Origin of the sequence: Vibrio sp. SBT000027 (assembly GCF_963894355.1) — a bacterium.
Lineage (GTDB): Bacteria > Pseudomonadota > Gammaproteobacteria > Enterobacterales > Vibrionaceae > Vibrio > Vibrio splendidus.
Genome location: NZ_CAWQGD010000004.1, coordinates 243,244 through 265,408 on the forward strand (window position 1 = coordinate 243,244; position 22,165 = coordinate 265,408).

A 22,165-nucleotide genomic window follows, 5' to 3' on the forward strand; every position below is an offset into this window, starting at 1 on the left:
ACTGCTTAGTGAAAGATGCGTAATTTAGAGAATTAGACAGTATCAACAAAGGTGAGTGGTTTTGGCTACTCACCTTTTTTAGTTTTCGCAAAAGCTTTAAATTTAAAAATCAAAGACAGTGAATAGGAAGAAAACGATGAATCACCCGATTGAACAACTTGAACAGATTATGGCTAAGCTGCGCGATCCTGAAGGTGGCTGTCCTTGGGATTTGAAACAAAATTTTGAAACAATTGTGCCGCATACTATCGAAGAGACCTACGAGGTGGTGGACGCGATTCACAACAAAGACTGGCCAAATCTACAAGAAGAGTTGGGCGACCTGCTGTTTCAGGTGATCTTCTACAGCCAACTGGCGAAAGAGCAGGGCTTGTTTGAGTTCTCTGATGTGGTCGACGGTATCAATGAGAAGCTAACGCGCCGCCATCCGCATGTGTTCTCTGATACGGAATTTGCCAGTGATGAAGAAATTAATGCGAACTGGGAAGCTGAAAAAGCCAAAGAAAAAGCACAGGCAGGCAAAACTCAAGAAAGTATTCTAGACTCAATACCAAACTCTCTACCTGCACTTTCGCGTGCTACAAAGATTCAAAAGCAAGTCGCGAAATTTGGCTTCGATTGGGACTCTATCGGCCCGGTCGCCGATAAGGTTTTAGAGGAAGTTGATGAGGTGCTAGAAGAAGCACTTCAAGTAACGCCAAACGAAGATTTAGTTGAAGAAGAACTGGGTGATTTGTTGTTTGCTACCGTCAATTTAGTGCGACATTTGGGTAAAAATCCAGAAACGGCTCTCAATAAAGCCAATCTGAAATTTTCACGCCGCTTTAAAGGTGTGGAACAAAAAGTTCGTCAGCAAGATAAAATTTTGACCGACTTTTCTCTACAACAGCTTGATTCCATGTGGGATGAAGTCAAAGTGGCGGAGAAAAGATCATCAAAGCTTTTATCATGAATTGATTTGAAGCAAAAAATAAAAAATTGCAGTGTGATAGATTTCACGTTGTGGCGATAAGGGGCTTCTGGTATATTTTCATCCCGTCCAGAAGTAATCCATTTCCCTCATTCAACCAATTTCAGGTTAAACATGACGACAAATTACATTTTTGTTACTGGCGGGGTTGTATCCTCTCTAGGTAAAGGTATTGCAGCAGCATCTCTTGCGGCTATTTTAGAAGCTCGTGGTCTTAAAGTGACTATGATGAAGCTTGACCCTTACATCAACGTTGATCCAGGCACTATGAGCCCGACTCAGCACGGTGAAGTGTTCGTTACGGAAGATGGCGCTGAAACTGACCTTGACCTTGGTCACTATGAGCGATTCATTCGCACCAAGATGACTAAGCGTAACAACTTCACAGCAGGTCGTGTTTATGCTGACGTTCTACGTAATGAACGTCGTGGTGACTACCTAGGTGCAACAATCCAGGTTATTCCTCACATTACTAACTCTATCAAAGAACGCGTAATCTCTGGTGCTAAAGGCCACGATATCGCGCTTGTTGAAGTTGGTGGTACTGTAGGTGATATCGAATCTCTACCATTCATGGAAGCGATTCGTCAGCTAGCAGTAGAACTAGGCCGTGAACGCGCAATGTTCATGCACCTTACTCTAGTGCCATACCTAGCAGCTGCGGGTGAAGTGAAAACTAAGCCAACGCAACACTCTGTAAAAGAGCTACTGTCTATCGGTATTCAACCTGACATCCTAGTTTGTCGTTCTGATCGTGTTATCCCAGCAAACGAACGTAAGAAAATTGCTCTTTTCTGTAATGTACAAGAAAAAGCCGTTATCTCTATGAAAGACGTAGATTCAATCTACAAGATCCCACAATTAATCCGTGCTCAAGGCATTGATGATCTTGTATGTACGCGTTTCGGTATCAATGCACCAGAAGCTGATCTGTCTGAGTGGGAACAAGTAATTTACGAAGAAGCTAACCCAACAGGTGAAGTGACGATTGGTATGGTTGGTAAGTACATTGAACTGCCTGACGCATACAAATCAGTAAATGAAGCGCTGAAACACGCAGGCTTGAAAAATCGCCTAAGTGTCACAATTAAATATGTAGATTCACAAGATGTTGAGTCTAAAGGCACTGAAGTTCTACAAGGCCTAGATGCAATCCTAGTTCCTGGTGGCTTTGGCGATCGTGGTGTGGAAGGTAAGATCCTTGCTGCACAATACGCTCGTGAAAACAAAGTACCTTACTTAGGTATCTGTCTAGGTATGCAAGTTGCTCTTATTGAGTACGCTCGTAACGTTGCGAAAATGGAAGGGGCACACTCTTCTGAATTCTGCAAAGAAACTAAATACCCTGTTGTTGGCCTAATCACTGAGTGGATTGACGGCGAAGGTAAAGTTGAAGAGCGTACTGAAAAATCTGACCTAGGCGGCACAATGCGTCTTGGTTCACAGCTTTGTCACCTAGCGAAAGGGACGAAAGCTTACGAATTATACGGTAGCGCGACGATCCATGAACGTCACCGTCACCGTTACGAAGTGAACAACAATCTTCGTCCACAAATCGAAAAAGCGGGCCTAAAAGTATCGGGTCTATCTGCGGACAAGAAACTGGTTGAAGTTATTGAGAACCCGAACCACCCATGGTTCGTTGCTGCTCAGTTCCACCCAGAGTTCACTTCAACACCTCGCGATGGTCACCCATTGTTTGCAGGTTTCGTTAAAGCGGCTGGTGAATTCCAGCGCGGCGAATTAGAAAAGTAAAAAGGAATCCAGGTAGCTGCGTAAGTTGTGCTGCTACCTTTAAATTTGACATTTATATATTCAACGAGAAGGAAACATTCAATGTCTAAGATCGTTAAAGTTCTAGGTCGTGAAATCATCGATTCACGTGGTAACCCAACTGTAGAAGCTGAAGTACACCTAGAAGGCGGTTTCGTAGGTATGGCTGCTGCTCCATCTGGCGCATCTACTGGTTCTCGCGAAGCTCTTGAGCTACGTGACGGCGACAAATCACGTTTCCTAGGTAAAGGTGTTCTTAAAGCAATTGAAGCTGTAAACGGCCCAATCGCTGACGCTCTAGTTGGTAAAGATGCTAAAGCACAAGCTGACGTTGACCAAGTTATGCTTGATCTAGACGGTACTGAGAACAAGTCTAAGTTTGGCGCTAACGCTATCCTTGCTGTTTCTCTAGCGAACGCAAAAGCGGCTGCTGCTGCTAAAGGCATGCCTCTATACGAGCACATTGCTGAGCTAAACGGTACTGCTGGTCAGTTCTCTATGCCTCTACCTATGATGAACATCATCAACGGTGGCGAGCACGCTGATAACAACGTTGACATCCAAGAGTTCATGATCCAACCAGTTGGCGCTAAAACTCTTAAAGAAGGTCTGCGTATCGGCGCTGAAGTATTCCACAACCTAGCTAAAGTTCTTAAGTCTAAAGGCTACAGCACTGCAGTTGGTGATGAAGGTGGTTTCGCTCCTAACCTTAAATCTAACGCTGAAGCTCTAGAAGTTATCGCAGAAGCTGTTGCAGCTGCTGGTTACGAACTAGGTAAAGACGTTACTCTTGCTATGGACTGTGCAGCATCTGAGTTCTTCGACAAAGAAGCTGGCATCTACAACATGAAGGGCGAAGGTAAAACTTTCACTTCTGAAGAGTTCAACCACTACCTAGCTGAACTAGCTAACAACTTCCCAATCGTTTCTATCGAAGACGGTCTTGACGAGTCAGATTGGGATGGCTTCAAGCACCAAACTGAACTTCTAGGCGACAAGCTTCAAATCGTTGGTGACGATCTGTTCGTTACAAACACTAAGATTCTTGCTGAAGGTATCGAGAAAGGCGTAGCTAACTCTATCCTTATCAAGTTCAACCAAATCGGTTCTCTAACAGAGACTCTAGCTGCTATCAAGATGGCTAAAGACGCTGGCTACACTGCAGTAATCTCTCACCGTTCTGGCGAAACTGAAGATGCAACTATCGCTGATCTAGCGGTAGGTACAGCTGCAGGTCAAATCAAAACTGGTTCTATGAGCCGTTCTGACCGTGTTGCTAAGTACAACCAACTTATCCGTATCGAAGAAGCTCTAGGTTCTAAAGCTCCTTTCAACGGTCTTAAAGAAGTTAAAGGTCAATAATTCACTCTTGGTTTTAAACCAACGGAATTGTTAATCTAAACTTTAAATGCCTCGCTTATGCGGGGCATTTTTTTGTCTGTAGAAAAGTGAAATGAAGAAGCTCTAGGCTCTTTATCTCACTTTTTATACTCATAATTTGTCATTCCCTAGACTGACGAAGGAAGACATAGGGAATCTGATCTTGGGTTTCGCATAACAATAATTCCCCGACTTATTGATTCCCTGACACCACATATCTCGCACCAATAAGCGCATTATGGTATATATGTGCCTTATTCTAGTTCCTTCTTTTTCAACCGGCGAAAGGTGTTATGCGAATTTTTGCTTTAGTACTGCTCATAGTGTTTGGCTGGCTACAACACACACTGTGGCTCGGTAAAAATGGTATTTCTGATTACTACGGTGTGAACAACGAAATCCAAGTTCAGCAGCAAGTAAATGAAAAGCTTCATCTTCGCAATGCTGAGATGTTTGCGGAAATCGACGATCTACGCCAAGGCTTAGACGCGATAGAAGAGCGCGCACGTCATGAGCTGGGAATGGTGAAAGAAGGCGAAACGTTTTATCGTATTATTGGTGAGGAATCTCATTAATGTCGAACCAACTTCAAAGCGTTATTGCAGTGGTCCCCGCTGCGGGCGTCGGCAGCCGAATGAAGGCAGACCGTCCCAAGCAATATCTTCAAATTCACGGTAAAACGATTTTAGAGCACACGGTTGAGAAACTGTTGTCTCACCCTCAAGTGTCTAAAATTGTGGTAGCGGTCAGCGACGATGACCCTTACTACTCTGAATTACCGCTTAACCTTAATCCACAGGTGATCAGAGTTTCCGGCGGAACGGAAAGAGCCGATTCAGTGCTTTCTGCTCTGGACTATATTGCCCAACAGCAACTCAGTGATTGGGTGATGGTGCATGATGCCGCTAGGCCTTGTATCCAATTGAGCGATATCGACAAACTGATCTCTGGGGCTATGACCCATGATGTGGGCGCGATTTTAGCTGCGCCGGTCCGCGATACAATGAAGCGTGGTGCTCAAGGACAAATTGAACACACGGTCGATCGCGTCGATCTTTGGCATGCGCTTACCCCTCAGATGTTTCGATCTAAGCCTTTACGGAAAGTCTTGAGTGAGGCCTTGCAGCAAGGCGTTTCGATTACCGATGAGGCCTCTGCGTTTGAGTGGAAAGGTTTATCACCAGCATTGATTGGTGGGCGTTCAGATAATTTTAAGATTACTCAGCCTGAAGATTTAGCTTTGGCTGAGTTCTATTTAAGTCAGAATAAGGAATAATGATGATTCGTATTGGCCATGGCTTTGATGTACACAAATTTGGCGGTGAAGGCCCGGTAATTATTGGTGGCGTGAGTGTCCCTTATGAACAGGGTCTTATCGCACACTCAGACGGTGATGTTGCCCTGCACGCATTATGCGATGCTTTACTGGGTTCAATTGCAGCCGGTGATATTGGTCGTCATTTCCCTGATACGGATGATGAGTGGAAAGGCGCAGATAGCCGCGAATTGCTTAAAGATGTTTACCGTCGAGTAAAAGAGCAAGGTTATGTGATTGGTAATGCGGATATTACTATCATGGCGCAAGCTCCAAAGATGGCTCCTCATATAGACTCTATGTGCCAAGCCATTGCTCAAGATTTAGAAACAAGCATTAGCAATGTGAATGTAAAAGCCACGACTACCGAGCGTTTAGGTTTTACAGGTCGCAAAGAGGGCATCGCATGTGAAGCGGTGGTCCTAATTACTAAAAGTGCGTAAGCACCAACACGAAAAGAACAGCATGTCAGATATTTTATCTTCATTGGCTTACCTAAACGGTAAACCAACTGCGAAAGCAAAACTAAAAGCAAAAGCCGAACACTTTGTCGTTAATGAAGACTTGGGTTTTGAGTTTACTGGTGAAGGCGAGCACTTAATGGTGCGTATTCGTAAAACTGGTGAGAACACGAGCTTCGTAGCAAACGAACTGGCTAAAGCGTGTGGTGTTAAGTCGAAAGATGTTAGCTGGGCTGGTTTGAAAGACCGTCATGCTGTGACTGAGCAGTGGTTAAGCGTGCACTTACCAAAGGGTGAACCTGACTTTTCTGCTTTTCTCGCACAATACCCAAGCATTGAGATCTTGGCGACAGCACGTCACAACAAAAAGTTACGTCCAGGCGATTTAGTTGGCAACCAATTCGAGCTAACTTTGTCTGAAGTAACGGATTGTGATGATGTGGTGAAGCGTTTAGAAAAAGTCGCTCAAGTGGGCGTGCCAAATTACTTCGGTGCTCAGCGCTTTGGTAATGAAGGTAACAACTTATCTGAAGCTCGTCGTTGGGGTCGTGAAAACGTTCGTACGCGTAATCAGAATAAGCGCAGCTTGTATCTTTCTGCGGCTCGTTCTTGGATTTACAACTTAATTCTTTCTGACCGTATTGAGCAAGATGCGTTTGCGTCGGCATTGGTTGGCGATATTGTCGTGAAAGACGGCGCTCAATTAGCGGTAACAGCGGATAACATCGAAGCGGTAAACCAAGACATCGCGAACGGCTCTGCGTTTATTACTGTTGCTTTAGCAGGAGATAATGCGTTACCGACGACGGATGCTTCTCAAGCTTTAGAGCAGAAACACCTTGATGCTGAACCGGATCTAATGGCTCTTATTTGTGGCAACCGTATGCGCCATGATCGCCGTGAAGCTTCGCTGAAGCCGATGGGTTTAGCGTGGGAAGTGAACGAAGACAATGTCACCCTTAAGTTCTCTCTCGATGCAGGTTGTTTCGCAACCGCTATTGTTCGTGAATTGGTTGAAGAAGTTCACGTAGAGAGAAGCTACGAGCAATAACGATTCTGCTTGGAGCGAAGTCACTTGATATCGGAAATTAAGTGACTTGGCATTGGAACAAAAGAAAGGATACAAGATGAAGATTTTACTCAGCAACGATGATGGTGTGCACGCTCAAGGTATTCATGAGCTGGCCAATGAATTACGTGATCTTGCTGAAATTATCATTGTTGCACCTGACCGTAATCGCTCGGGCGCTTCAAATTCATTAACTTTAGAACAGCCTTTACGTGTTCAAGAAATTACCGAAAATACATATTCGGTACAAGGAACACCGACCGACTGCGTACATTTTGCGTTAAATGAACTGCTAAAGAATGATATGCCTGATCTGGTATTAACGGGTATTAATCATGGTGCTAACTTGGGTGACGATGTGCTTTATTCAGGCACAGTGGCAGCCGCAATGGAAGGGCACTTTTTAGGCGTTCAATCGGTGGCGTTTTCTCTGGTGGGTAAAAAACATTTTAAGACAGCGGCGGCCATTGCTCGTCGTATCGTCGAACAACATTTAGCAAACCCAATCCCAACCAATCGCCTGTTAAACGTCAATATCCCTGATTTAGCTTTAGAGCAGTTGTCTGGTACTCAGGTGACACGCTTAGGTGCTCGTCATCATGCTGAAGATATGATTAAGCAAAAAGACCCACGAGGTCATGATATCTATTGGCTTGGTCCTCCGGGAAAAGAGCAAGATGCCGGTGAAGGCACGGATTTTTACGCTATCGAGCATGGCTTTGTATCGGTAACACCATTACAAGTTGACCTGACTGCCCACGAGTCGTTGGGTGCGATGACTACATGGTTAGAGGAGAAGTAAGTGAGTAATCCGCATGCAGAGCGCTTAATTACTTTTCTGATTGAAAATGGCATTCAGGATCAAAAGGTTCTTGATGCTATTTATCAACTGCCGAGAGAGAGCTTTTTATCACAGGCGATGTATCATCAAGCTTATGATAATAATGCGCTTCCTATCGGACAGGGCCAGACGATTTCTCAGCCGTACATTGTTGCTAAGATGACAGAGTTGCTAGAATTACAGCAAGATAGCCGTGTTTTAGAAATCGGAACCGGCTCAGGTTATCAAACGGCGGTCTTGGCTCAACTGGTTGATCATGTGTATTCGGTTGAAAGAATTAAATCATTGCAATGGGATGCCAAGCGTCGTCTTAAACAGCTCGATTTCTACAATATTTCAACCAAGCACGGTGATGGCTGGCAAGGGTGGTCTTCGAAAGCCCCTTTTGATGCGATTATCGTAACTGCTGCCGCAGAGTCGATTCCTCAAGCGCTTTTGCAACAGCTGAAAGATGGTGGTCGCTTATTGATTCCTGTCGGTGATGACGAACAGCAATTGTTGAAGATTGTTCGCCATGGTGACGAGTTTTTATCGAGTGTTATCGAGATGGTGAGATTTGTACCTCTCGTCCCTGGTGAGCTAGCTTAATAAAAGACTAATGGTGTAGGTGGATAGAGAGTCGATGCGTTCGAAGTTGTTAAAAGGAAGTACTTTATTGCTTAGTTGTGCACTTGTTGGGTGTGCGGCGAATTCACCTGCGCCCGTTTCAAGCCTAAACAAGAATTACTCATCGATTGATCGTGGTAGTTATCGCGGCAGTTACTATGAAGTAAAAAAAGGCGACACCCTTTACTTCATTGCTTATGTCACCAATAAAGACGTTAAAGACCTAATCGGTTATAACAAACTCGCTGCTCCTTACACTATCCACCCGGGGCAGAAGCTTAAGTTGTGGCGCCCGAGTTACAATGCGCCAGCGTATGGTAAATCAACAGTAGCGGTTGCAGCCGTTGCTGCGCCTGTCGCGGCATCCACTACGTCATCGACAGCAAGTAAACCGAAAACTACGCCACAGAAGAGTAAAAACTCTAAACCTGCTCCAGCTCAAACTACCACCAAAGTGGTGAAAAAAGATCCACCAAAGAAGGTTGAACAATCCAAATCAAAGGAGTATGTTGGTTCTAAAGGTAAACAGAATGTTACACCGTCCACCAAACCAACAAGTGATAAAGTATCCAAATGGTTATGGCCAACTAAAGGGAGAGTAATCAAGAATTTCTCTGTAGGCGAACAAGGAAATAAAGGCATCGACATAGCAGGACAGCGAGGTCAGCCAATAGTATCTACTGCAGGGGGAACGGTTGTTTATTCGGGTAATGCACTACGAGGCTACGGCAATCTAGTGATTGTGAAGCACAATGATAATTACTTAAGTGCATACGCGCATAACGACCGACTATTAGTATCTGAAGGGCAAAGTGTGAAACCAGGGCAGAAGATTGCAACTATGGGAAGCTCTGGAGCCAGCAGTGTTAGGCTGCACTTTGAGATTCGTTACCAAGGTAAATCGGTTAATCCAAAACGATATTTACCTTAAATACAATATGCAAAAATTACGTATTGTATGGAGTGACATAGTCATTTAGCGACATATCAAGTTGTGATGTCATGCTAATTTCGCCAGGGGGAGGCGTTATGAGTATAAGCAATGCAGTAACCAAAGAAGAGTTCGATCTTAACCAAGCAACCACGGAACCGGAAGCTCTTGGAAAAGCAAAACGAACAGTCAAAAAGAAAACCGAAGCGAAAGAAGAAGTTGAAGTTACGTCTAAAAGTTTAGATGCTACTCAGCTTTATCTAGGCGAAATCGGTTTCTCACCACTACTAACCGCTGAAGAAGAAGTGCTTTATGCACGTCGAGCTCTGCGCGGTGATGAAGCAGCACGTAAACGCATGATCGAAAGTAACCTGCGTTTAGTGGTAAAAATTTCACGTCGCTATAGTAACCGTGGTCTTGCACTTCTTGATCTTATTGAAGAAGGCAACCTAGGTTTGATTCGCGCCGTAGAGAAATTTGACCCAGAACGTGGTTTCCGCTTCTCAACTTACGCGACATGGTGGATTCGTCAAACCATTGAACGTGCGTTAATGAATCAGACTCGCACTATCCGTTTGCCAATCCATGTTGTGAAAGAGCTGAACATCTACCTGCGTACCGCAAGAGAGCTATCACAAAAGCTTGACCATGAACCAACGGCAGAAGAGATTGCTTCTAAGCTAGATAAGCCTGTTGGTGATGTGAGCAAGATGCTTCGTCTAAACGAAAGAGTGAGCTCTGTTGATACGCCAATTGGTGGTGACGGTGAGAAAGCACTGTTGGATATTATTCCAGACATCAACAATTCAGATCCTGAGGTTTCAACTCAAGATAGCGATATCAAGAACTCGTTGATTTTCTGGCTTGATGAACTGAATCCTAAGCAGAAAGAGGTGCTTGCACGTCGCTTTGGACTACTGGGTTACGAACCGTCAACACTAGAAGAAGTAGGCCGTGAAATTAGCCTGACTCGCGAACGTGTTCGTCAAATCCAAGTTGAAGGCCTTCGCCGTCTACGTGAGATTCTTATCAAGCAAGGTCTGAATATGGAAAATCTGTTCAATGTAGAAAACGACTAAATGAACTGATGATGTTTCTTTGAATAGAAGACAAATAAAAACGCTGACTTTAAGTCAGCGTTTTTTTGTTTGTGGTTTTTGTATTTTATGCTGCCGATTCAAGCGACAGTACAGAATGACAATAACAAGCTACTTGGAAAGAGACTAAAGCAACTTCTTCAAACGGTAGAGCTCTTCTAATGCTTGGCGAGGTGTCAGATCATCTGGATCAACATTCGCAAGTGCTTGTTCTACTTCACTCGGTTCAGGTATCAGGCTCAGTTGGTTAGCGATATCAACGCCGCTTGGCTTTGATGTCGGAGAGTCGATACTCAATGCCTCTAACTGAGTCAGCTTCGCGCGTGCATTTTTGATTACCGCTTTAGGTACACCAGCCAATCCAGCAACCGCAAGGCCGTAAGATTTACTTGCTGCACCTTCTTGAACTGCGTGCATAAAGGCAATGCTGTCGCCATGTTCAACCGCATCTAAGTGTACGTTCGCTAAGGTTGGTATTTGGTTTGGTAGTTCAGTTAGCTCAAAGTAGTGCGTTGCAAATAGTGTCATCGCATTGATTTGATTCGCTAGCCATTCCGCACTTGCCCAAGCTAGAGATAGACCATCGTAAGTACTGGTACCACGACCGATTTCGTCCATTAGCACAAGGCTATTTGGTGTCGCGTTGTGCAGAATGTTTGCGGTTTCTGTCATCTCAACCATGAAGGTTGAACGACCCGAAGCCAAATCATCGGATGCGCCAATACGAGTAAAGATACGGTCGATAGAGCCAATCGTCGCGCTTTCTGCTGGTACATAACAACCGATATGAGCCATCAGCGCAATGAGTGCGGTCTGACGCATGTAGGTCGACTTACCACCCATGTTTGGACCAGTGATGATCAGCATCTTACGTTGATCGTTGAGGTCGATAGGGTTAGCAATAAAGGGTTCGTCCATCACTTGTTCAACAACGGGGTGACGACCAGCCTGAATTTGTACACCAGCAGACTCTGTCATGGTTGGACGACAGTAATCAAGGGTGTCTGCACGTTCAGCTAAGTTCTGTAGAACATCAAGCTGGGAGACTGAAGATGCAATGTTTTGTAGTCGCTCTAGATAAGGCAATAACAAATCAAACAACTCTTCCCACAACTTCTTCTCGATAGCTAGGGCTTTCGATTTAGAGCTGAGAACTTTGTCTTCGTGCTCTTTCAGCTCAGGAATAATGTAACGTTCTGCATTTTTCAGCGTTTGGCGGCGAACATAGTGTGGTGGCACAAGATGGCTTTGTCCGCGGCTTACCTGAATGAAGAAACCGTGGACGTTGTTGTAGCCAACTTTTAGCGTGTCGATACCGTGACGTTCACGCTCTTCTTGCTCAAGCTTATCTAGAAACTCGGTTGCACCTGCAGCAAGGTCGCGCCATTCATCTAGCTCGGCGTTGTAGCCTTCTGCTATCACACCACCATCGCGGATAACCACGGGTGGGTTCTCTTTGATCGCACGCTCAAGCAGCTCTGATACTTCATCCACAGGCGAAGCATACTGAGCAAGCTGAGTCAGGTATGGATGCTTCAGCTGCGTCAGTGTTTCAGCAAGCTCTGGCAAATATTCCATCGCTTGGCGAAGACGCGCCATATCGCGAGGGCGAGCAGAGCGAAGTGCTAATCGAGCGAGAATACGTTCGATATCACCAATCTGCTTTAAGGTTGGCTGTAGCTCTGTGAATAGAGCCAAATCTTTCATCTCACCAATCGCATCTAAGCGCTGATCGAGTGCAGAGATATTGCGCATTGGTTGATGTAACCAACGCTTAAGCATGCGGCTGCCCATAGCCGTCGCGGTGTGGTCAAGCACTTCAGATAGGGTGTTATCGGTGCCGCCACTAAGATTTTGGGTGATCTCCAAATTACGGCGAGTAGCCGCATCAAGGATCACAGAATGATCTTGCTTATCCATTGTGAGTGAACGGATATGCGGAAGGGCAGTACGTTGCGTATCTTTAACGTATTGGATCAGACAACCCGCAGCGCATAAACCTAGTTTTGCGCTTTCAACACCAAAACCAACTAAGTCACGAGTACCAAATTGTTGATTCAGTTGCTGCTTCGCTGTATCTAATTCAAATTCCCATACCGGGCGACGGCGATTGCCATTACGACTTGCCATCAAATTTACAGGTTCGAAATCTTCAGGGAATAGCAGTTCACGTGGTGACGTTCTTTGTAGCTCTGCCGCCATTGCTTCTTCGGTTTCCGGCTCACATAGTTGGAATCGACCAGAAGTAATATCAAGCGTCGCGTAGCCAAATTTACCATTGTGGTGGTAAATGGAGGCTATAAGGTTATCAACACGCTCAGAAAGCAATGCTTCATCCGTTACTGTCCCTGGTGTCACAATTCTTACGACAGCGCGATCAACCGGGCCCTTTGAAGTTGCTGGATTACCAATCTGCTCACAAATTGCTACGGACTCGCCCAACTGCACTAACTTCGCAAGATAACCTTCCACGGCATGGTATGGAACGCCCGCCATAGGGATAGGCTCACCGTTTGAAGAGCCACGTTTAGTTAGTGAAATATCGAGGAGTTGAGAGGCTTTCTTAGCGTCATCGTAGAAAAGCTCGTAGAAATCTCCCATGCGGTAGAACAGCAAAATTTCTGGATTTTCTGCTTTTAGTTTTAGGTACTGCTGCATCATAGGAGTATGTTTTTGATCGGCTTTCACAGTTAACTTCTTTCGTTTATTTCTATTGCGGCTTAGGATACGTGAAAGCGTTTCGTGCGAAAAGCGACACATGCGAAAAGATGCAAATCCAAATGATATACATCTAGATTAAGGGAAGCCAAAGATGCAGACGACTCAAGCTCTTAGTGAAAAACTCGGACACTTACTTGCGAAGCATAAACATGTATTAGTGACGGCTGAATCTTGCACTGGCGGTGGCGTTGCAAGCGCGGTAACGGATATTGCTGGTAGCTCGGCTTGGTTTGACCGTGCTTTCGTGACCTATAGTAATGAAGCGAAACAAGAGATGATCGGTGTTCAGCTTGAAACCTTAGTTGAGTTTGGTGCTGTGAGTGAGCCAGTGGTTATAGAAATGGCTCACGGGGCACTGCAACATTCAAACGGTACTATTTCTGTGTCTATCAGCGGTATTGCTGGCCCGGGCGGCGGCACGGAAGAGAAACCGGTAGGGACTGTGTGTTTTGCTTGGAAAGCAGTAAATGGGTGGAACAAAGTAGGAACGCATGTATTTACAGGCGATAGATCACAAGTACGCCAACAAGCTACGCACCATGCCTTACAAGTTATTTATGATTACCTATCAATGGAAGACAAGTAACATTTGTACAAATTATTTTCATACAGGTATGGACACTGTATGAATCAACAGTATAATAAAAGCCAATTAGTCACCCCTTTGTGGGTTAGAAATAGATTCTAAGTCGCTTGTTGAAACAACCGATTATGTGGAGATAGAAATGGACGAGAATAAACAAAAAGCGTTAGCTGCAGCCCTTGGTCAGATTGAAAAGCAATTTGGTAAAGGTTCTATCATGCGTCTTGGTGATAACCGCACAATGGACGTAGAAACTATTTCTACAGGTTCTCTATCTCTAGATATCGCACTAGGTGCTGGTGGCTTACCGATGGGACGTATCGTTGAAGTTTACGGTCCAGAATCATCAGGTAAAACAACGCTAACGCTTGAGCTTATTGCTGCAGCGCAGAGAGTGGGTAAAACGTGTGCATTCGTGGATGCGGAACACGCACTTGACCCTATCTACGCTCAAAAGTTGGGTGTTGATATCGATGCTTTGCTTGTATCTCAACCTGATACCGGTGAACAAGCTCTAGAAATCTGTGATGCACTGGCTCGTTCAGGTGCTATCGATGTTCTTGTTATTGACTCGGTTGCTGCACTAACACCTAAAGCAGAGATCGAAGGCGAAATGGGCGATAGCCACATGGGTCTTCAAGCGCGTATGCTTTCTCAAGCAATGCGTAAGCTGACAGGTAACCTTAAACAGTCTAACTGTATGGCTATCTTCATTAACCAAATTCGTATGAAAATTGGTGTAATGTTCGGTAACCCAGAAACAACAACAGGTGGTAATGCACTTAAGTTCTACGCATCTGTTCGTCTTGATATTCGCCGTACTGGTGCAATCAAAGATGGTGATGAAGTTGTTGGTAACGAGACTCGTATCAAGGTTGTTAAGAACAAGATTGCTGCACCATTCAAACAAGCTGAAACTCAAATCCTTTACGGCAAAGGCTTCAACCGCGAAGGTGAGCTTATCGATTTAGGTGTTAAGAATAAGCTAGTAGAGAAAGCGGGCGCTTGGTACAGCTACAAAGGCGACAAGATCGGCCAAGGTAAATCAAACTCTTGTAAGCACCTACGTGAAAACCCAGAGATCGCTCTGGAACTTGACACTAAGCTTCGCGAATTGCTACTGACTCCTGCTGTTCTTGAAGAAAAAGGCGCAGAGAAAGAAGAAGAAAACGAAGAGCTATAAGCTAACGGTTTATAGAGCGGGTGTTTGAAATGAACATCCGCTTTGAAAGAATAGGAAGCCTCGCATATTTTATGCGGGGCTTTTTTTGTCAAAGTATCTGTCCCCATCCTTGCAGCGCCTTGCTAGATCTATTTGGTTGTTTGAGGTAGCTTGCCAATTTTTTGTTTGTTCCCTATCTGAGCTAGTGGAATATTCTTCATTTTATCGATTTCCAACTAAAATCCTGCCCAAGGGTGTCTTTTCTACAAGAAAACTAGTCGAAGCCTTAACCATGATCTACAATACGGCAAAATTCTAACTCGACTATTTTCAGGAAGAGCTGCATGTACATGAGCACTGATGAGGTTCGCAACGCGTTCCTTAAGTTCTTTGAGAGCAAAGAACACCAAATCGTAGACAGTTCATCGTTAGTTCCACATAACGATCCAACCCTGCTGTTCACTAACGCAGGTATGAACCAATTCAAAGATTGCTTCCTAGGCGCCGAAAAGCGTGCCTACTCTCGAGCAACTACGGCTCAGCGTTGTGTACGTGCGGGTGGTAAACACAATGACCTTGAAAACGTAGGTTTCACGGCTCGTCACCACACATTCTTCGAAATGCTAGGCAATTTCAGCTTTGGCGATTACTTCAAAGAAGAAGCGATTGGGTTTGCTTGGGAATTCCTGACTGAAACACTAGGTTTGCCGAAAGAGCGTCTGTTAGTAACGGTTTACGAGACAGATGACGAAGCGTTCGATATCTGGAACAAGAAAGTGGGCATTCCAGCTGACAAGATTGTTCGTATCGGCGACAAAGAAGGCGGCAAGAAGTTTGAATCTGATAACTTCTGGACAATGGGTGACACAGGTCCTTGTGGTCCATGTACTGAAATCTTCTACGATCACGGTGAGCACATTTGGGGCGGCCGTCCTGGTACACCTGAAGAAGATGGTGACCGTTTCATCGAGATCTGGAACAACGTATTCATGCAGTTCAACCGTCACGCTGACGGCACTATGGAACCGCTACCTAAGCCAGCTGTAGATACTGGTATGGGTATTGAGCGTATCTCTGCAATCATGCAGGGCGTTCACTCTAACTACGAAATTGATGTATTCCAAAAGCTAATCAAGGCGACAGCAGAAGTAGTAGGTCACGACGACCTATCTAACCAATCGCTGCGCGTTATTGCTGACCACATCCGTTCTTGTTCATTCCTAATCGCTGATGGCGTAATGCCTTCAAACGAAGGTCGTGGCTACGTTCTACGTCGTATTATTCGTCGTGCAGTTCGTCACGGTAACAAGATTGGTGCACAAGGCGTGTTCTTCCACAAACTTGTGGGTGTACTGGCTGAAGTGATGGGTTCTGCGGCTGAAGAGCTTAAGAAACAGCAAGAGCTTGTTGAAAAAGTACTTCGCATCGAAGAAGAGAACTTTGGTCGCACGCTAGAGCGTGGCATGGTTATCCTTAACGACGCATTAGACGCACTTGAAGGCAAAGAGCTTGACGGTGAAACAGTCTTCAAACTTTACGATACATACGGCTTCCCAGCTGACCTTACTAACGATGTAGCTCGTGAACGCGACTTTACTATCGATGAAGAAGGCTTTGAGAAGGCGATGGAAGCACAGCGTAAGCGTGCACGTGAAGCAGGCCAATTCGGTACTGATTACAACGCGACGATCAAAGTAGACACGAACACTGAGTTCTGTGGTTACACAGCGACTGAAGGTGCGGGTGAAATCTCTGCGTTATTCGTTGACGGCGAAGAAGTATCTTCACTATCGGCTGGCGACAAAGCAATCATCATCCTTGAAGAGACACCATTCTACGCAGAGTCAGGCGGTCAATGTGGTGACGCTGGTACGCTAAAAACAGCATCTGGTCTATTCAAAGTACAAGACACTCAGAAGCTAGGTAACGCATTTGCGCACCACGGTGAGCTAGTTGAAGGTGTATTTGCTCAAGGCGATAAAGTAGAAGCAACGGTTGACGCTGAGCGTCGTGCTGCTATCTCACTAAACCACTCTGCAACTCACTTACTTCACTCTGCACTGCGCGAAGTTCTAGGTGAGCACGTTGCACAAAAAGGTTCTTTAGTTAAGCCAGACAACCTACGTTTTGACTTTTCTAACCTTGAAGCGGTAACACCGGCACAGATTAAAGAAGTAGAGCGTTTGGTTAACGTACAAGTTCGTAAGAACCACGTGATTGAAACCAACATCATGGACATCGAGTCAGCGAAAGAAAAAGGTGCAATGGCACTGTTTGGCGAGAAGTACGATGATGAAGTTCGCGTTCTATCTATGGGCGATTTCTCGACTGAACTTTGTGGTGGTATCCACGCAAGCAACACGGGTGATATCGGCCTATTCAAGATCACTTCTGAAGGTGGTATTGCTGCGGGTATTCGTCGTATTGAAGCGGTAACGGGTGAAGCTGCTCTAGATGCAGTAGAAGCTCAGGCTAACGCTTACGAAGAGAAATTGGCTGAATCAGCTAAGAAAGCAAAATCGCTAGAGAAAGAAATCCAACTGCTTAAAGAAAAGATGGCTGCTGCAGAAAGCGCAAATATCATGGGTAAAGTAGAAGACATCTCTGGTACTAAAGTTTTGGTTGCTGCAATTGAAGGCGCAGACAACAAGAACCTACGTACTATGGTTGATAACGCTAAAAACCAAGTAGGTAGCGGCATCATCCTGATTGCGAATATCGCAGATGGTAAAGTTGGCTTGATTGCTGGCGTAACCAAAGACCTTATCGGCAAAGTAAAAGCGGGTGACCTCGTTAAGATGGTTGCGGAGCAAGTTGGCGGTAAAGGCGGCGGTCGTCCAGATATGGCTCAAGCGGGCGGTACAGACGTTGAAGCACTGCCAGAAGCGCTTAAATCTGTGCGTACTTGGCTAGAAGAGCGTCTTTAAGCTTAAGTAATTGATACAAAGATGCCCAATCAGTTGATTGGGCATCTTTTATTTTGCCTATTGGAAGTGTGTTTAAACAAGGTTTGATTGAGATTAACCAAGAAGTCTAATGGTGGCGTTAGACTCCTTGGTTAATTTTTTATTGCTTCGCCCTGACGCGGAGTATGTGTTTTTTTGTCATATATAGACATTGGTCTTGGGAAGGTGAGGACGGGTGAAAATGCCTCTTATCGTGCAGAAATTTGGTGGAACGTCGGTGGGTTCAATAGAGCGGATCCATCATGTAGCAGAAAAAATCATTGAAGCGAAAAATGAAGGGAACCAGATCTTGGTTGTCGTTTCTGCTATGTCAGGTGAAACAAATCGGTTAGTTAACTTAGCTTCACAAGTTGATAGCGTGCCAAATGCTAGAGAGTTGGATGTGCTGTTAACGGCTGGAGAACAAGTTTCCATGGCTTTGTTGGCGATGACGTTGCACAAGTTGGGTTATGAAGCGACATCGATGACCGGCTATCAAGCCAAGATACACACCGATTCTAATCATAATAATGCGACGATTGAGCGTATTGATACCGCTCCTATTAGAGCGCTGTTAGATGATGACCAGATTGTCATTGTTGCAGGTTTTCAAGGCGTTAACGCGAAAGGTGATATCACAACCTTAGGGCGAGGTGGTTCAGATACTACGGCCGTTGCATTAGCGGGCGCGCTTCAAGCTAAAGAGTGTCAGATCTATACCGACGTTGATGGCGTATATTCCTGCGACCCTAGAGTGGTTAAGCAATCTAAAAAATTAGATACCTTAGACTTTCCCTCTATGGAAGAAATGGCTCGCAGAGGCGCTAAGGTTTTGCACCTTCCATGTGTTCAGTATGCGTGGCGACACAATGTACCACTGAGAGTACTTTCGAGTTTTGAAGAAGGCGAGGGCACTCTCATCGCGGGTAATGATTGTTTGAATGATATTGCTGGGATAGCCATTCAAAGAGATATGGTTCGCATCGAGTGTTTGAATCAAGATTTACCGTCTCTCATGTCGCATTGCCAGTTGTTAGGGATCGAAGTCTGTAGTGTGATCGAGGAAACAGAACGGGCAGCGCTCATTATCAAACCGGACATAAGTGCTAAATTAAAACTAGTTTTTGCTGAAAAAATCCGTAATAGTGAATATGTTAGTTTGTTAACTGTGGTAGGAAGCCGAACGCAAGAAATTGTGGTCAGTTCACATGGATTGTTGTCTGAAGGCGAAATTGATGTACAACATCACTTATTGCAGCAGCAGTCTTTAACTTTGGTGATATCACCAACGCAAGTCGATATAGCTGCTAACATATTACACAATGCATACATCGTAGCGCGTGAAACACAGGGTTATCTTAAAAAAGAAGTGCATTTTGGTTAAATAAACTCAATCGATAGTTTACGAAAATATAACTTTTGTTGGATAATGCTCTCGTAGCTAGATAAATTTAGAGATTACTCAAGGAGCAAAGAATGCTAATTTTGACTCGCCGTGTTGGCGAAACACTGATGATTGGTGATGAAGTAACAGTTACTGTACTAGGCGTTAAAGGTAACCAAGTACGTATTGGTGTTAACGCACCTAAAGAAGTATCTGTTCACCGTGAAGAGATCTACATGCGCATTCAAGCTGAAAAAGGTAATGGTAACGTTGCATCTGGCAACTACTAATACTTTTGCGTAGAAGAGGGGCTAGCATTGTTGCTAGCCTTTTTTGATCTTGGGGTGCACATAATCACAACTTAGCAATAGGTTGATTCACTAGTTGGTTTAGTTTTAGATGCTGGATGGAGTGCTTGATATAGAAAAGCCAAGCCACCAGAGTTAACTCTTATTGAAGCATCATGATATTTGTTTGCCATAGTTCAAGTTTTACTGACTTACCCTATGGCGAAATAGAGCATCCCGTAGTATGGTGCAATCAGCAGTTACACTTACTGCGAGATAAATTAGATAATTGTTTTCCGCTGTTAATTATTGCCAATCTTTCACCTTAATTTTTAAGGGAAAAAGCGCTAATTGGATGTTATAAGTTCAATTTGCAAGCGCTTTGATTAAATTGCAAACGGTTGAATGTTTTTGTCCGGTTTTTTTCAATAAAGTGTTTGACATATTTTCGGTAAAACGTAATATGTGCCTCCGCAAGACGGTGAGGTGGCCGAGAGGCCGAAGGCGCTCCCCTGCTAAGGGAGTATGTGGTTTATAGCCGCATCGAGGGTTCGAATCCCTCCCTCACCGCCATTTCTTGCACGTTTGAATTTGCAAGCAAACACAGAAGTAACAATGTGCGCCCTTAGCTCAGCTGGATAGAGTACCTGGCTACGAACCAGGCGGTCGGAGGTTCGAATCCTCCAGGGCGCACCATTCTTTAGATTACTTTGTTAAGAAGTAATGGATAAGAATAATGAATTAGGTGAGGTGGCCGAGTGGCCGAAGGCGCTCCCCTGCTAAGGGAGTATGTGGTTTGTAGCCGCATCGAGGGTTCGAATCCCTCCCTCACCGCCATTCATTACAGGCCTATGGCCTTTTTTTTGTTTCGTAGAAACAAGAATGTGATATATTTCACAACTTCTTCACTTGAAGATACCGTGCGCCCTTAGCTCAGCTGGATAGAGTACCTGGCTACGAACCAGGCGGTCGGAGGTTCGAATCCTCCAGGGCGCACCACTATTTAGGGTTTTCATTAATCCTGATGTTGAACGTTTAGTTTTGCTTTATTGCCTTGACTGAAAGCTTAATATCGAAACCGTTGCGCCCTTAGCTCAGCTGGATAGAGTACCTGGCTACGAACCAGGCGGTCGGAGGTTCGAATCCTCCAGGGCGCACCACTATTTAGGGTTTTCATTAATCCTGATGTTGAACGTTTAGTTTTGCTTTATTGCCTTAACTGAAAGCTTAATATCGAAACCGTTGCGCCCTTAGCTCAGCTGGATAGAGTACCTGGCTACGAACCAGGCGGTCGGAGGTTCGAATCCTCCAGGGCGCACCACTATTTAGGGTTTTTATTAACCCTGATGTTGAACGTTTAGTTTTGCTTTATTGCCTTAACTAAAAGCTTAATATCGAAACCGTTGCGCCCTTAGCTCAGCTGGATAGAGTACCTGGCTACGAACCAGGCGGTCGGAGGTTCGAATCCTCCAGGGCGCACCACTTTTAGGGTTTTCACTAATCCTGATGTTGAACGTTTAGTTTTGCTTTATTGCCTTAACTGCTTTATTGCTTTAACTAACAATTTAATATCGAAACCGTTGCGCCCTTAGCTCAGCTGGATAGAGTACCTGGCTACGAACCAGGCGGTCGGAGGTTCGAATCCTCCAGGGCGCACCACTATTTAGGGTTTTCATTAATCCTGATGTTGAACGTTTAGTTTTGCTTTATTGCCTTAACTGAAAGCTGAATATCGAAACCGTTGCGCCCTTAGCTCAGCTGGATAGAGTACCTGGCTACGAACCAGGCGGTCGGAGGTTCGAATCCTCCAGGGCGCACCACTTTTAGGGTTTTTAGTAATCCTGATGTTGAACGTTTAGTTTTGCTTTATTGCCTTAACTAACGGCTTAATATCGAAACCGTTGCGCCCTTAGCTCAGCTGGATAGAGTACCTGGCTACGAACCAGGCGGTCGGAGGTTCGAATCCTCCAGGGCGCACCACCTTATTAAAGAAAGCCTCGTTTATACGAGGCTTTTTTTATGTCTGCTGCAAATTTGTTGCGATAATGTTAAATTTTGTCGTTGTTTAACTTGTTGTATTTAAAGTAATTCTTGATTGCTTCTTTGTTATTCCACCTTTCTCATATCATTTCTAAGAAAAGCCCCGTTTAAGTCACAGTTTAAATATCTATAAATGACGTATTTGACAGATTTATGTGATCTGATAGGCGAATAATTAACCTTATGTGTGCGTTATCCGTAACAGAACCTTAAACAAAATTGACAAACTTTTACCAATCGAGATAATCCATGGGTCGGGATCACTATTCGCTGAAATCCTGCACGTATGTCAGGATGACGAAGAAAGGAAGCAACATGACTAATATTGGAAGCCTGCTAGGAGATGCGGCGACTCTAATGATAACGGGGATGTCCGTTGTCTTTATTTTCCTAACTATTCTAGTTTACCTCGTTCGGTTGATGTCAAAACTGGTACCAGAAGAAGTACCAGAGCCGATCGCAGCACCTAAAAAAATTAAAAAATCACAATCAAACCCTTCAGCTGTTAGTCCACAGGTAGTGGCAGCAATTTCGGCCGCGGTTCATCAATACCGTGCGTCTACTGCTAAGTAGCATTTAAAGGATTAAAAAGGAGTTTAT

General features: G+C 44.7%; 18 protein-coding genes and 10 tRNA genes. 27 read left to right on the forward strand and 1 reads right to left on the reverse strand.

Annotation, left to right across the window (positions count from 1 at the left end):
* Positions 1–136 precede the first annotated feature (136 nt).
* The 11 genes from mazG (at position 137) to rpoS (ending at position 10,425) form a co-directional block, all read left to right on the forward strand.
* Entirely contained in the window at positions 137–952 is an 816-nt protein-coding gene (gene mazG / locus AACU28_RS11100) for a nucleoside triphosphate pyrophosphohydrolase (RefSeq protein WP_004735391.1), read from the forward strand.
* 132 nt (positions 953–1,084) lie between these two features.
* Positions 1,085–2,725, forward strand: coding sequence for a CTP synthase (locus tag AACU28_RS11105; protein ID WP_004735392.1), 1,641 nt, complete (start codon positions 1,085–1,087; stop codon positions 2,723–2,725).
* Positions 2,726–2,806: 81 nt separating this feature from the next.
* Positions 2,807–4,105, forward strand: coding sequence for a phosphopyruvate hydratase (gene eno, locus AACU28_RS11110; RefSeq protein WP_004735393.1), 1,299 nt, complete (start codon positions 2,807–2,809; stop codon positions 4,103–4,105).
* 311 nt (positions 4,106–4,416) lie between these two features.
* Complete coding sequence (gene ftsB, locus AACU28_RS11115) at positions 4,417–4,698, forward strand: cell division protein FtsB (protein WP_004735394.1); 282 nt, start codon at positions 4,417–4,419, stop codon at positions 4,696–4,698.
* Entirely contained in the window at positions 4,698–5,399 is a 702-nt protein-coding gene (gene ispD, locus AACU28_RS11120; RefSeq protein WP_121602943.1) for a 2-C-methyl-D-erythritol 4-phosphate cytidylyltransferase, read from the forward strand. Before ftsB ends, ispD begins: the two co-directional genes overlap by 1 nt.
* 2 nt (positions 5,400–5,401) lie before the next feature.
* Positions 5,402–5,881: a 2-C-methyl-D-erythritol 2,4-cyclodiphosphate synthase gene (gene ispF, locus AACU28_RS11125; RefSeq protein ID WP_004735397.1), complete on the forward strand. Its 480-nt coding sequence runs from the start codon at positions 5,402–5,404 to the stop codon at positions 5,879–5,881.
* Between the two features lie 22 nt (positions 5,882–5,903).
* A complete protein-coding gene (gene truD, locus AACU28_RS11130; protein WP_029405000.1) occupies positions 5,904–6,950 on the forward strand; it encodes a tRNA pseudouridine(13) synthase TruD in 1,047 nt (348 codons plus the stop codon).
* Positions 6,951–7,026: 76 nt separating this feature from the next.
* A complete protein-coding gene (gene surE, locus AACU28_RS11135) occupies positions 7,027–7,770 on the forward strand; it encodes a 5'/3'-nucleotidase SurE (RefSeq protein WP_004735400.1) in 744 nt (247 codons plus the stop codon).
* Complete coding sequence (locus tag AACU28_RS11140) at positions 7,771–8,397, forward strand: protein-L-isoaspartate(D-aspartate) O-methyltransferase (protein ID WP_004735402.1); 627 nt, start codon at positions 7,771–7,773, stop codon at positions 8,395–8,397.
* Between the two features lie 34 nt (positions 8,398–8,431).
* On the forward strand, positions 8,432–9,346 hold the full coding sequence (gene nlpD / locus AACU28_RS11145) for a murein hydrolase activator NlpD (RefSeq protein ID WP_121602944.1): 915 nt from the start codon (positions 8,432–8,434) through the stop codon (positions 9,344–9,346).
* Between the two features lie 98 nt (positions 9,347–9,444).
* Positions 9,445–10,425 (forward strand): RNA polymerase sigma factor RpoS, encoded by a 981-nt coding sequence (gene rpoS, locus AACU28_RS11150; RefSeq protein WP_004735404.1) that lies wholly within the window; start codon positions 9,445–9,447, stop codon positions 10,423–10,425.
* Between the two features lie 144 nt (positions 10,426–10,569).
* Here rpoS and mutS read toward each other — a convergent pair whose 3' ends face one another.
* Positions 10,570–13,131, reverse strand: a complete 2,562-nt coding sequence (gene mutS / locus AACU28_RS11155; RefSeq protein ID WP_017092190.1) for a DNA mismatch repair protein MutS — start codon at positions 13,129–13,131, stop codon at positions 10,570–10,572.
* Between the two features lie 124 nt (positions 13,132–13,255).
* Here mutS and pncC point away from each other — a divergent pair, with 124 nt between their 5' ends.
* The 16 genes from pncC to AACU28_RS11235 all read left to right on the forward strand — a co-directional run bounded on the left by pncC (position 13,256) and on the right by AACU28_RS11235 (position 22,138).
* Positions 13,256–13,750, forward strand: a complete 495-nt coding sequence (gene pncC / locus AACU28_RS11160) for a nicotinamide-nucleotide amidase (RefSeq protein WP_029222254.1) — start codon at positions 13,256–13,258, stop codon at positions 13,748–13,750.
* Between the two features lie 139 nt (positions 13,751–13,889).
* Positions 13,890–14,930 carry a recombinase RecA gene (gene recA, locus AACU28_RS11165; RefSeq protein WP_004735435.1) on the forward strand — a complete coding sequence of 347 codons (1,041 nt, stop codon included), beginning with the start codon at positions 13,890–13,892 and terminating at the stop codon, positions 14,928–14,930.
* Positions 14,931–15,253: 323 nt separating this feature from the next.
* Positions 15,254–17,836, forward strand: coding sequence for an alanine--tRNA ligase (gene alaS, locus AACU28_RS11170; RefSeq protein WP_121602945.1), 2,583 nt, complete (start codon positions 15,254–15,256; stop codon positions 17,834–17,836).
* 220 nt (positions 17,837–18,056) lie between these two features.
* Complete coding sequence (locus AACU28_RS11175; protein WP_121602946.1) at positions 18,057–19,238, forward strand: aspartate kinase; 1,182 nt, start codon at positions 18,057–18,059, stop codon at positions 19,236–19,238.
* A gap of 92 nt (positions 19,239–19,330) precedes the next feature.
* Positions 19,331–19,528 (forward strand): carbon storage regulator CsrA, encoded by a 198-nt coding sequence (gene csrA / locus AACU28_RS11180; protein ID WP_004415691.1) that lies wholly within the window; start codon positions 19,331–19,333, stop codon positions 19,526–19,528.
* 477 nt (positions 19,529–20,005) lie between these two features.
* A tRNA-Ser gene (locus AACU28_RS11185) sits at positions 20,006–20,098 on the forward strand.
* 46 nt (positions 20,099–20,144) lie between these two features.
* A tRNA-Arg gene (locus AACU28_RS11190) sits at positions 20,145–20,221 on the forward strand.
* A 48-nt stretch (positions 20,222–20,269) separates the two neighbouring features.
* Positions 20,270–20,362, forward strand: a tRNA-Ser gene (locus tag AACU28_RS11195).
* 85 nt (positions 20,363–20,447) lie between these two features.
* Positions 20,448–20,524, forward strand: a tRNA-Arg gene (locus AACU28_RS11200).
* Between the two features lie 84 nt (positions 20,525–20,608).
* Positions 20,609–20,685 (forward strand) — tRNA-Arg (locus AACU28_RS11205).
* An 84-nt stretch (positions 20,686–20,769) separates the two neighbouring features.
* Positions 20,770–20,846 (forward strand) — tRNA-Arg (locus AACU28_RS11210).
* An 84-nt stretch (positions 20,847–20,930) separates the two neighbouring features.
* Positions 20,931–21,007, forward strand: a tRNA-Arg gene (locus AACU28_RS11215).
* A gap of 100 nt (positions 21,008–21,107) precedes the next feature.
* A tRNA-Arg gene (locus AACU28_RS11220) sits at positions 21,108–21,184 on the forward strand.
* 84 nt (positions 21,185–21,268) lie between these two features.
* Positions 21,269–21,345, forward strand: a tRNA-Arg gene (locus tag AACU28_RS11225).
* Between the two features lie 83 nt (positions 21,346–21,428).
* Positions 21,429–21,505, forward strand: a tRNA-Arg gene (locus AACU28_RS11230).
* 375 nt (positions 21,506–21,880) lie between these two features.
* Positions 21,881–22,138: an oxaloacetate decarboxylase subunit gamma gene (locus AACU28_RS11235; protein ID WP_010435831.1), complete on the forward strand. Its 258-nt coding sequence runs from the start codon at positions 21,881–21,883 to the stop codon at positions 22,136–22,138.
* Positions 22,139–22,165: the final 27 nt, after the last annotated feature.

Bases quoted from the DNA above. Each gene is read 5' to 3' on its own strand.
- AACU28_RS11105 (WP_004735392.1), top strand. From the start codon at position 1,085: ATGACGACAAATTACATTTTTGTTACTGGCGGGGTTGTATCCTCTCTA.
- ispD (WP_121602943.1), top strand. From the start codon at position 4,698: ATGTCGAACCAACTTCAAAGCGTTATTGCAGTGGTCCCCGCTGCGGGC.
- AACU28_RS11235 (WP_010435831.1), top strand. From the start codon at position 21,881: ATGACTAATATTGGAAGCCTGCTAGGAGATGCGGCGACTCTAATGATA.
- alaS (WP_121602945.1), top strand. From the start codon at position 15,254: ATGTACATGAGCACTGATGAGGTTCGCAACGCGTTCCTTAAGTTCTTT.
- truD (WP_029405000.1), top strand. From the start codon at position 5,904: ATGTCAGATATTTTATCTTCATTGGCTTACCTAAACGGTAAACCAACT.
- mazG (WP_004735391.1), top strand. From the start codon at position 137: ATGAATCACCCGATTGAACAACTTGAACAGATTATGGCTAAGCTGCGC.
- surE (WP_004735400.1), top strand. From the start codon at position 7,027: ATGAAGATTTTACTCAGCAACGATGATGGTGTGCACGCTCAAGGTATT.
- recA (WP_004735435.1), top strand. From the start codon at position 13,890: ATGGACGAGAATAAACAAAAAGCGTTAGCTGCAGCCCTTGGTCAGATT.
- csrA (WP_004415691.1), top strand. From the start codon at position 19,331: ATGCTAATTTTGACTCGCCGTGTTGGCGAAACACTGATGATTGGTGAT.
- nlpD (WP_121602944.1), top strand. From the start codon at position 8,432: ATGCGTTCGAAGTTGTTAAAAGGAAGTACTTTATTGCTTAGTTGTGCA.
- pncC (WP_029222254.1), top strand. From the start codon at position 13,256: ATGCAGACGACTCAAGCTCTTAGTGAAAAACTCGGACACTTACTTGCG.
- eno (WP_004735393.1), top strand. From the start codon at position 2,807: ATGTCTAAGATCGTTAAAGTTCTAGGTCGTGAAATCATCGATTCACGT.
- AACU28_RS11175 (WP_121602946.1), top strand. From the start codon at position 18,057: ATGCCTCTTATCGTGCAGAAATTTGGTGGAACGTCGGTGGGTTCAATA.
- ftsB (WP_004735394.1), top strand. From the start codon at position 4,417: ATGCGAATTTTTGCTTTAGTACTGCTCATAGTGTTTGGCTGGCTACAA.
- rpoS (WP_004735404.1), top strand. From the start codon at position 9,445: ATGAGTATAAGCAATGCAGTAACCAAAGAAGAGTTCGATCTTAACCAA.
- ispF (WP_004735397.1), top strand. From the start codon at position 5,402: ATGATTCGTATTGGCCATGGCTTTGATGTACACAAATTTGGCGGTGAA.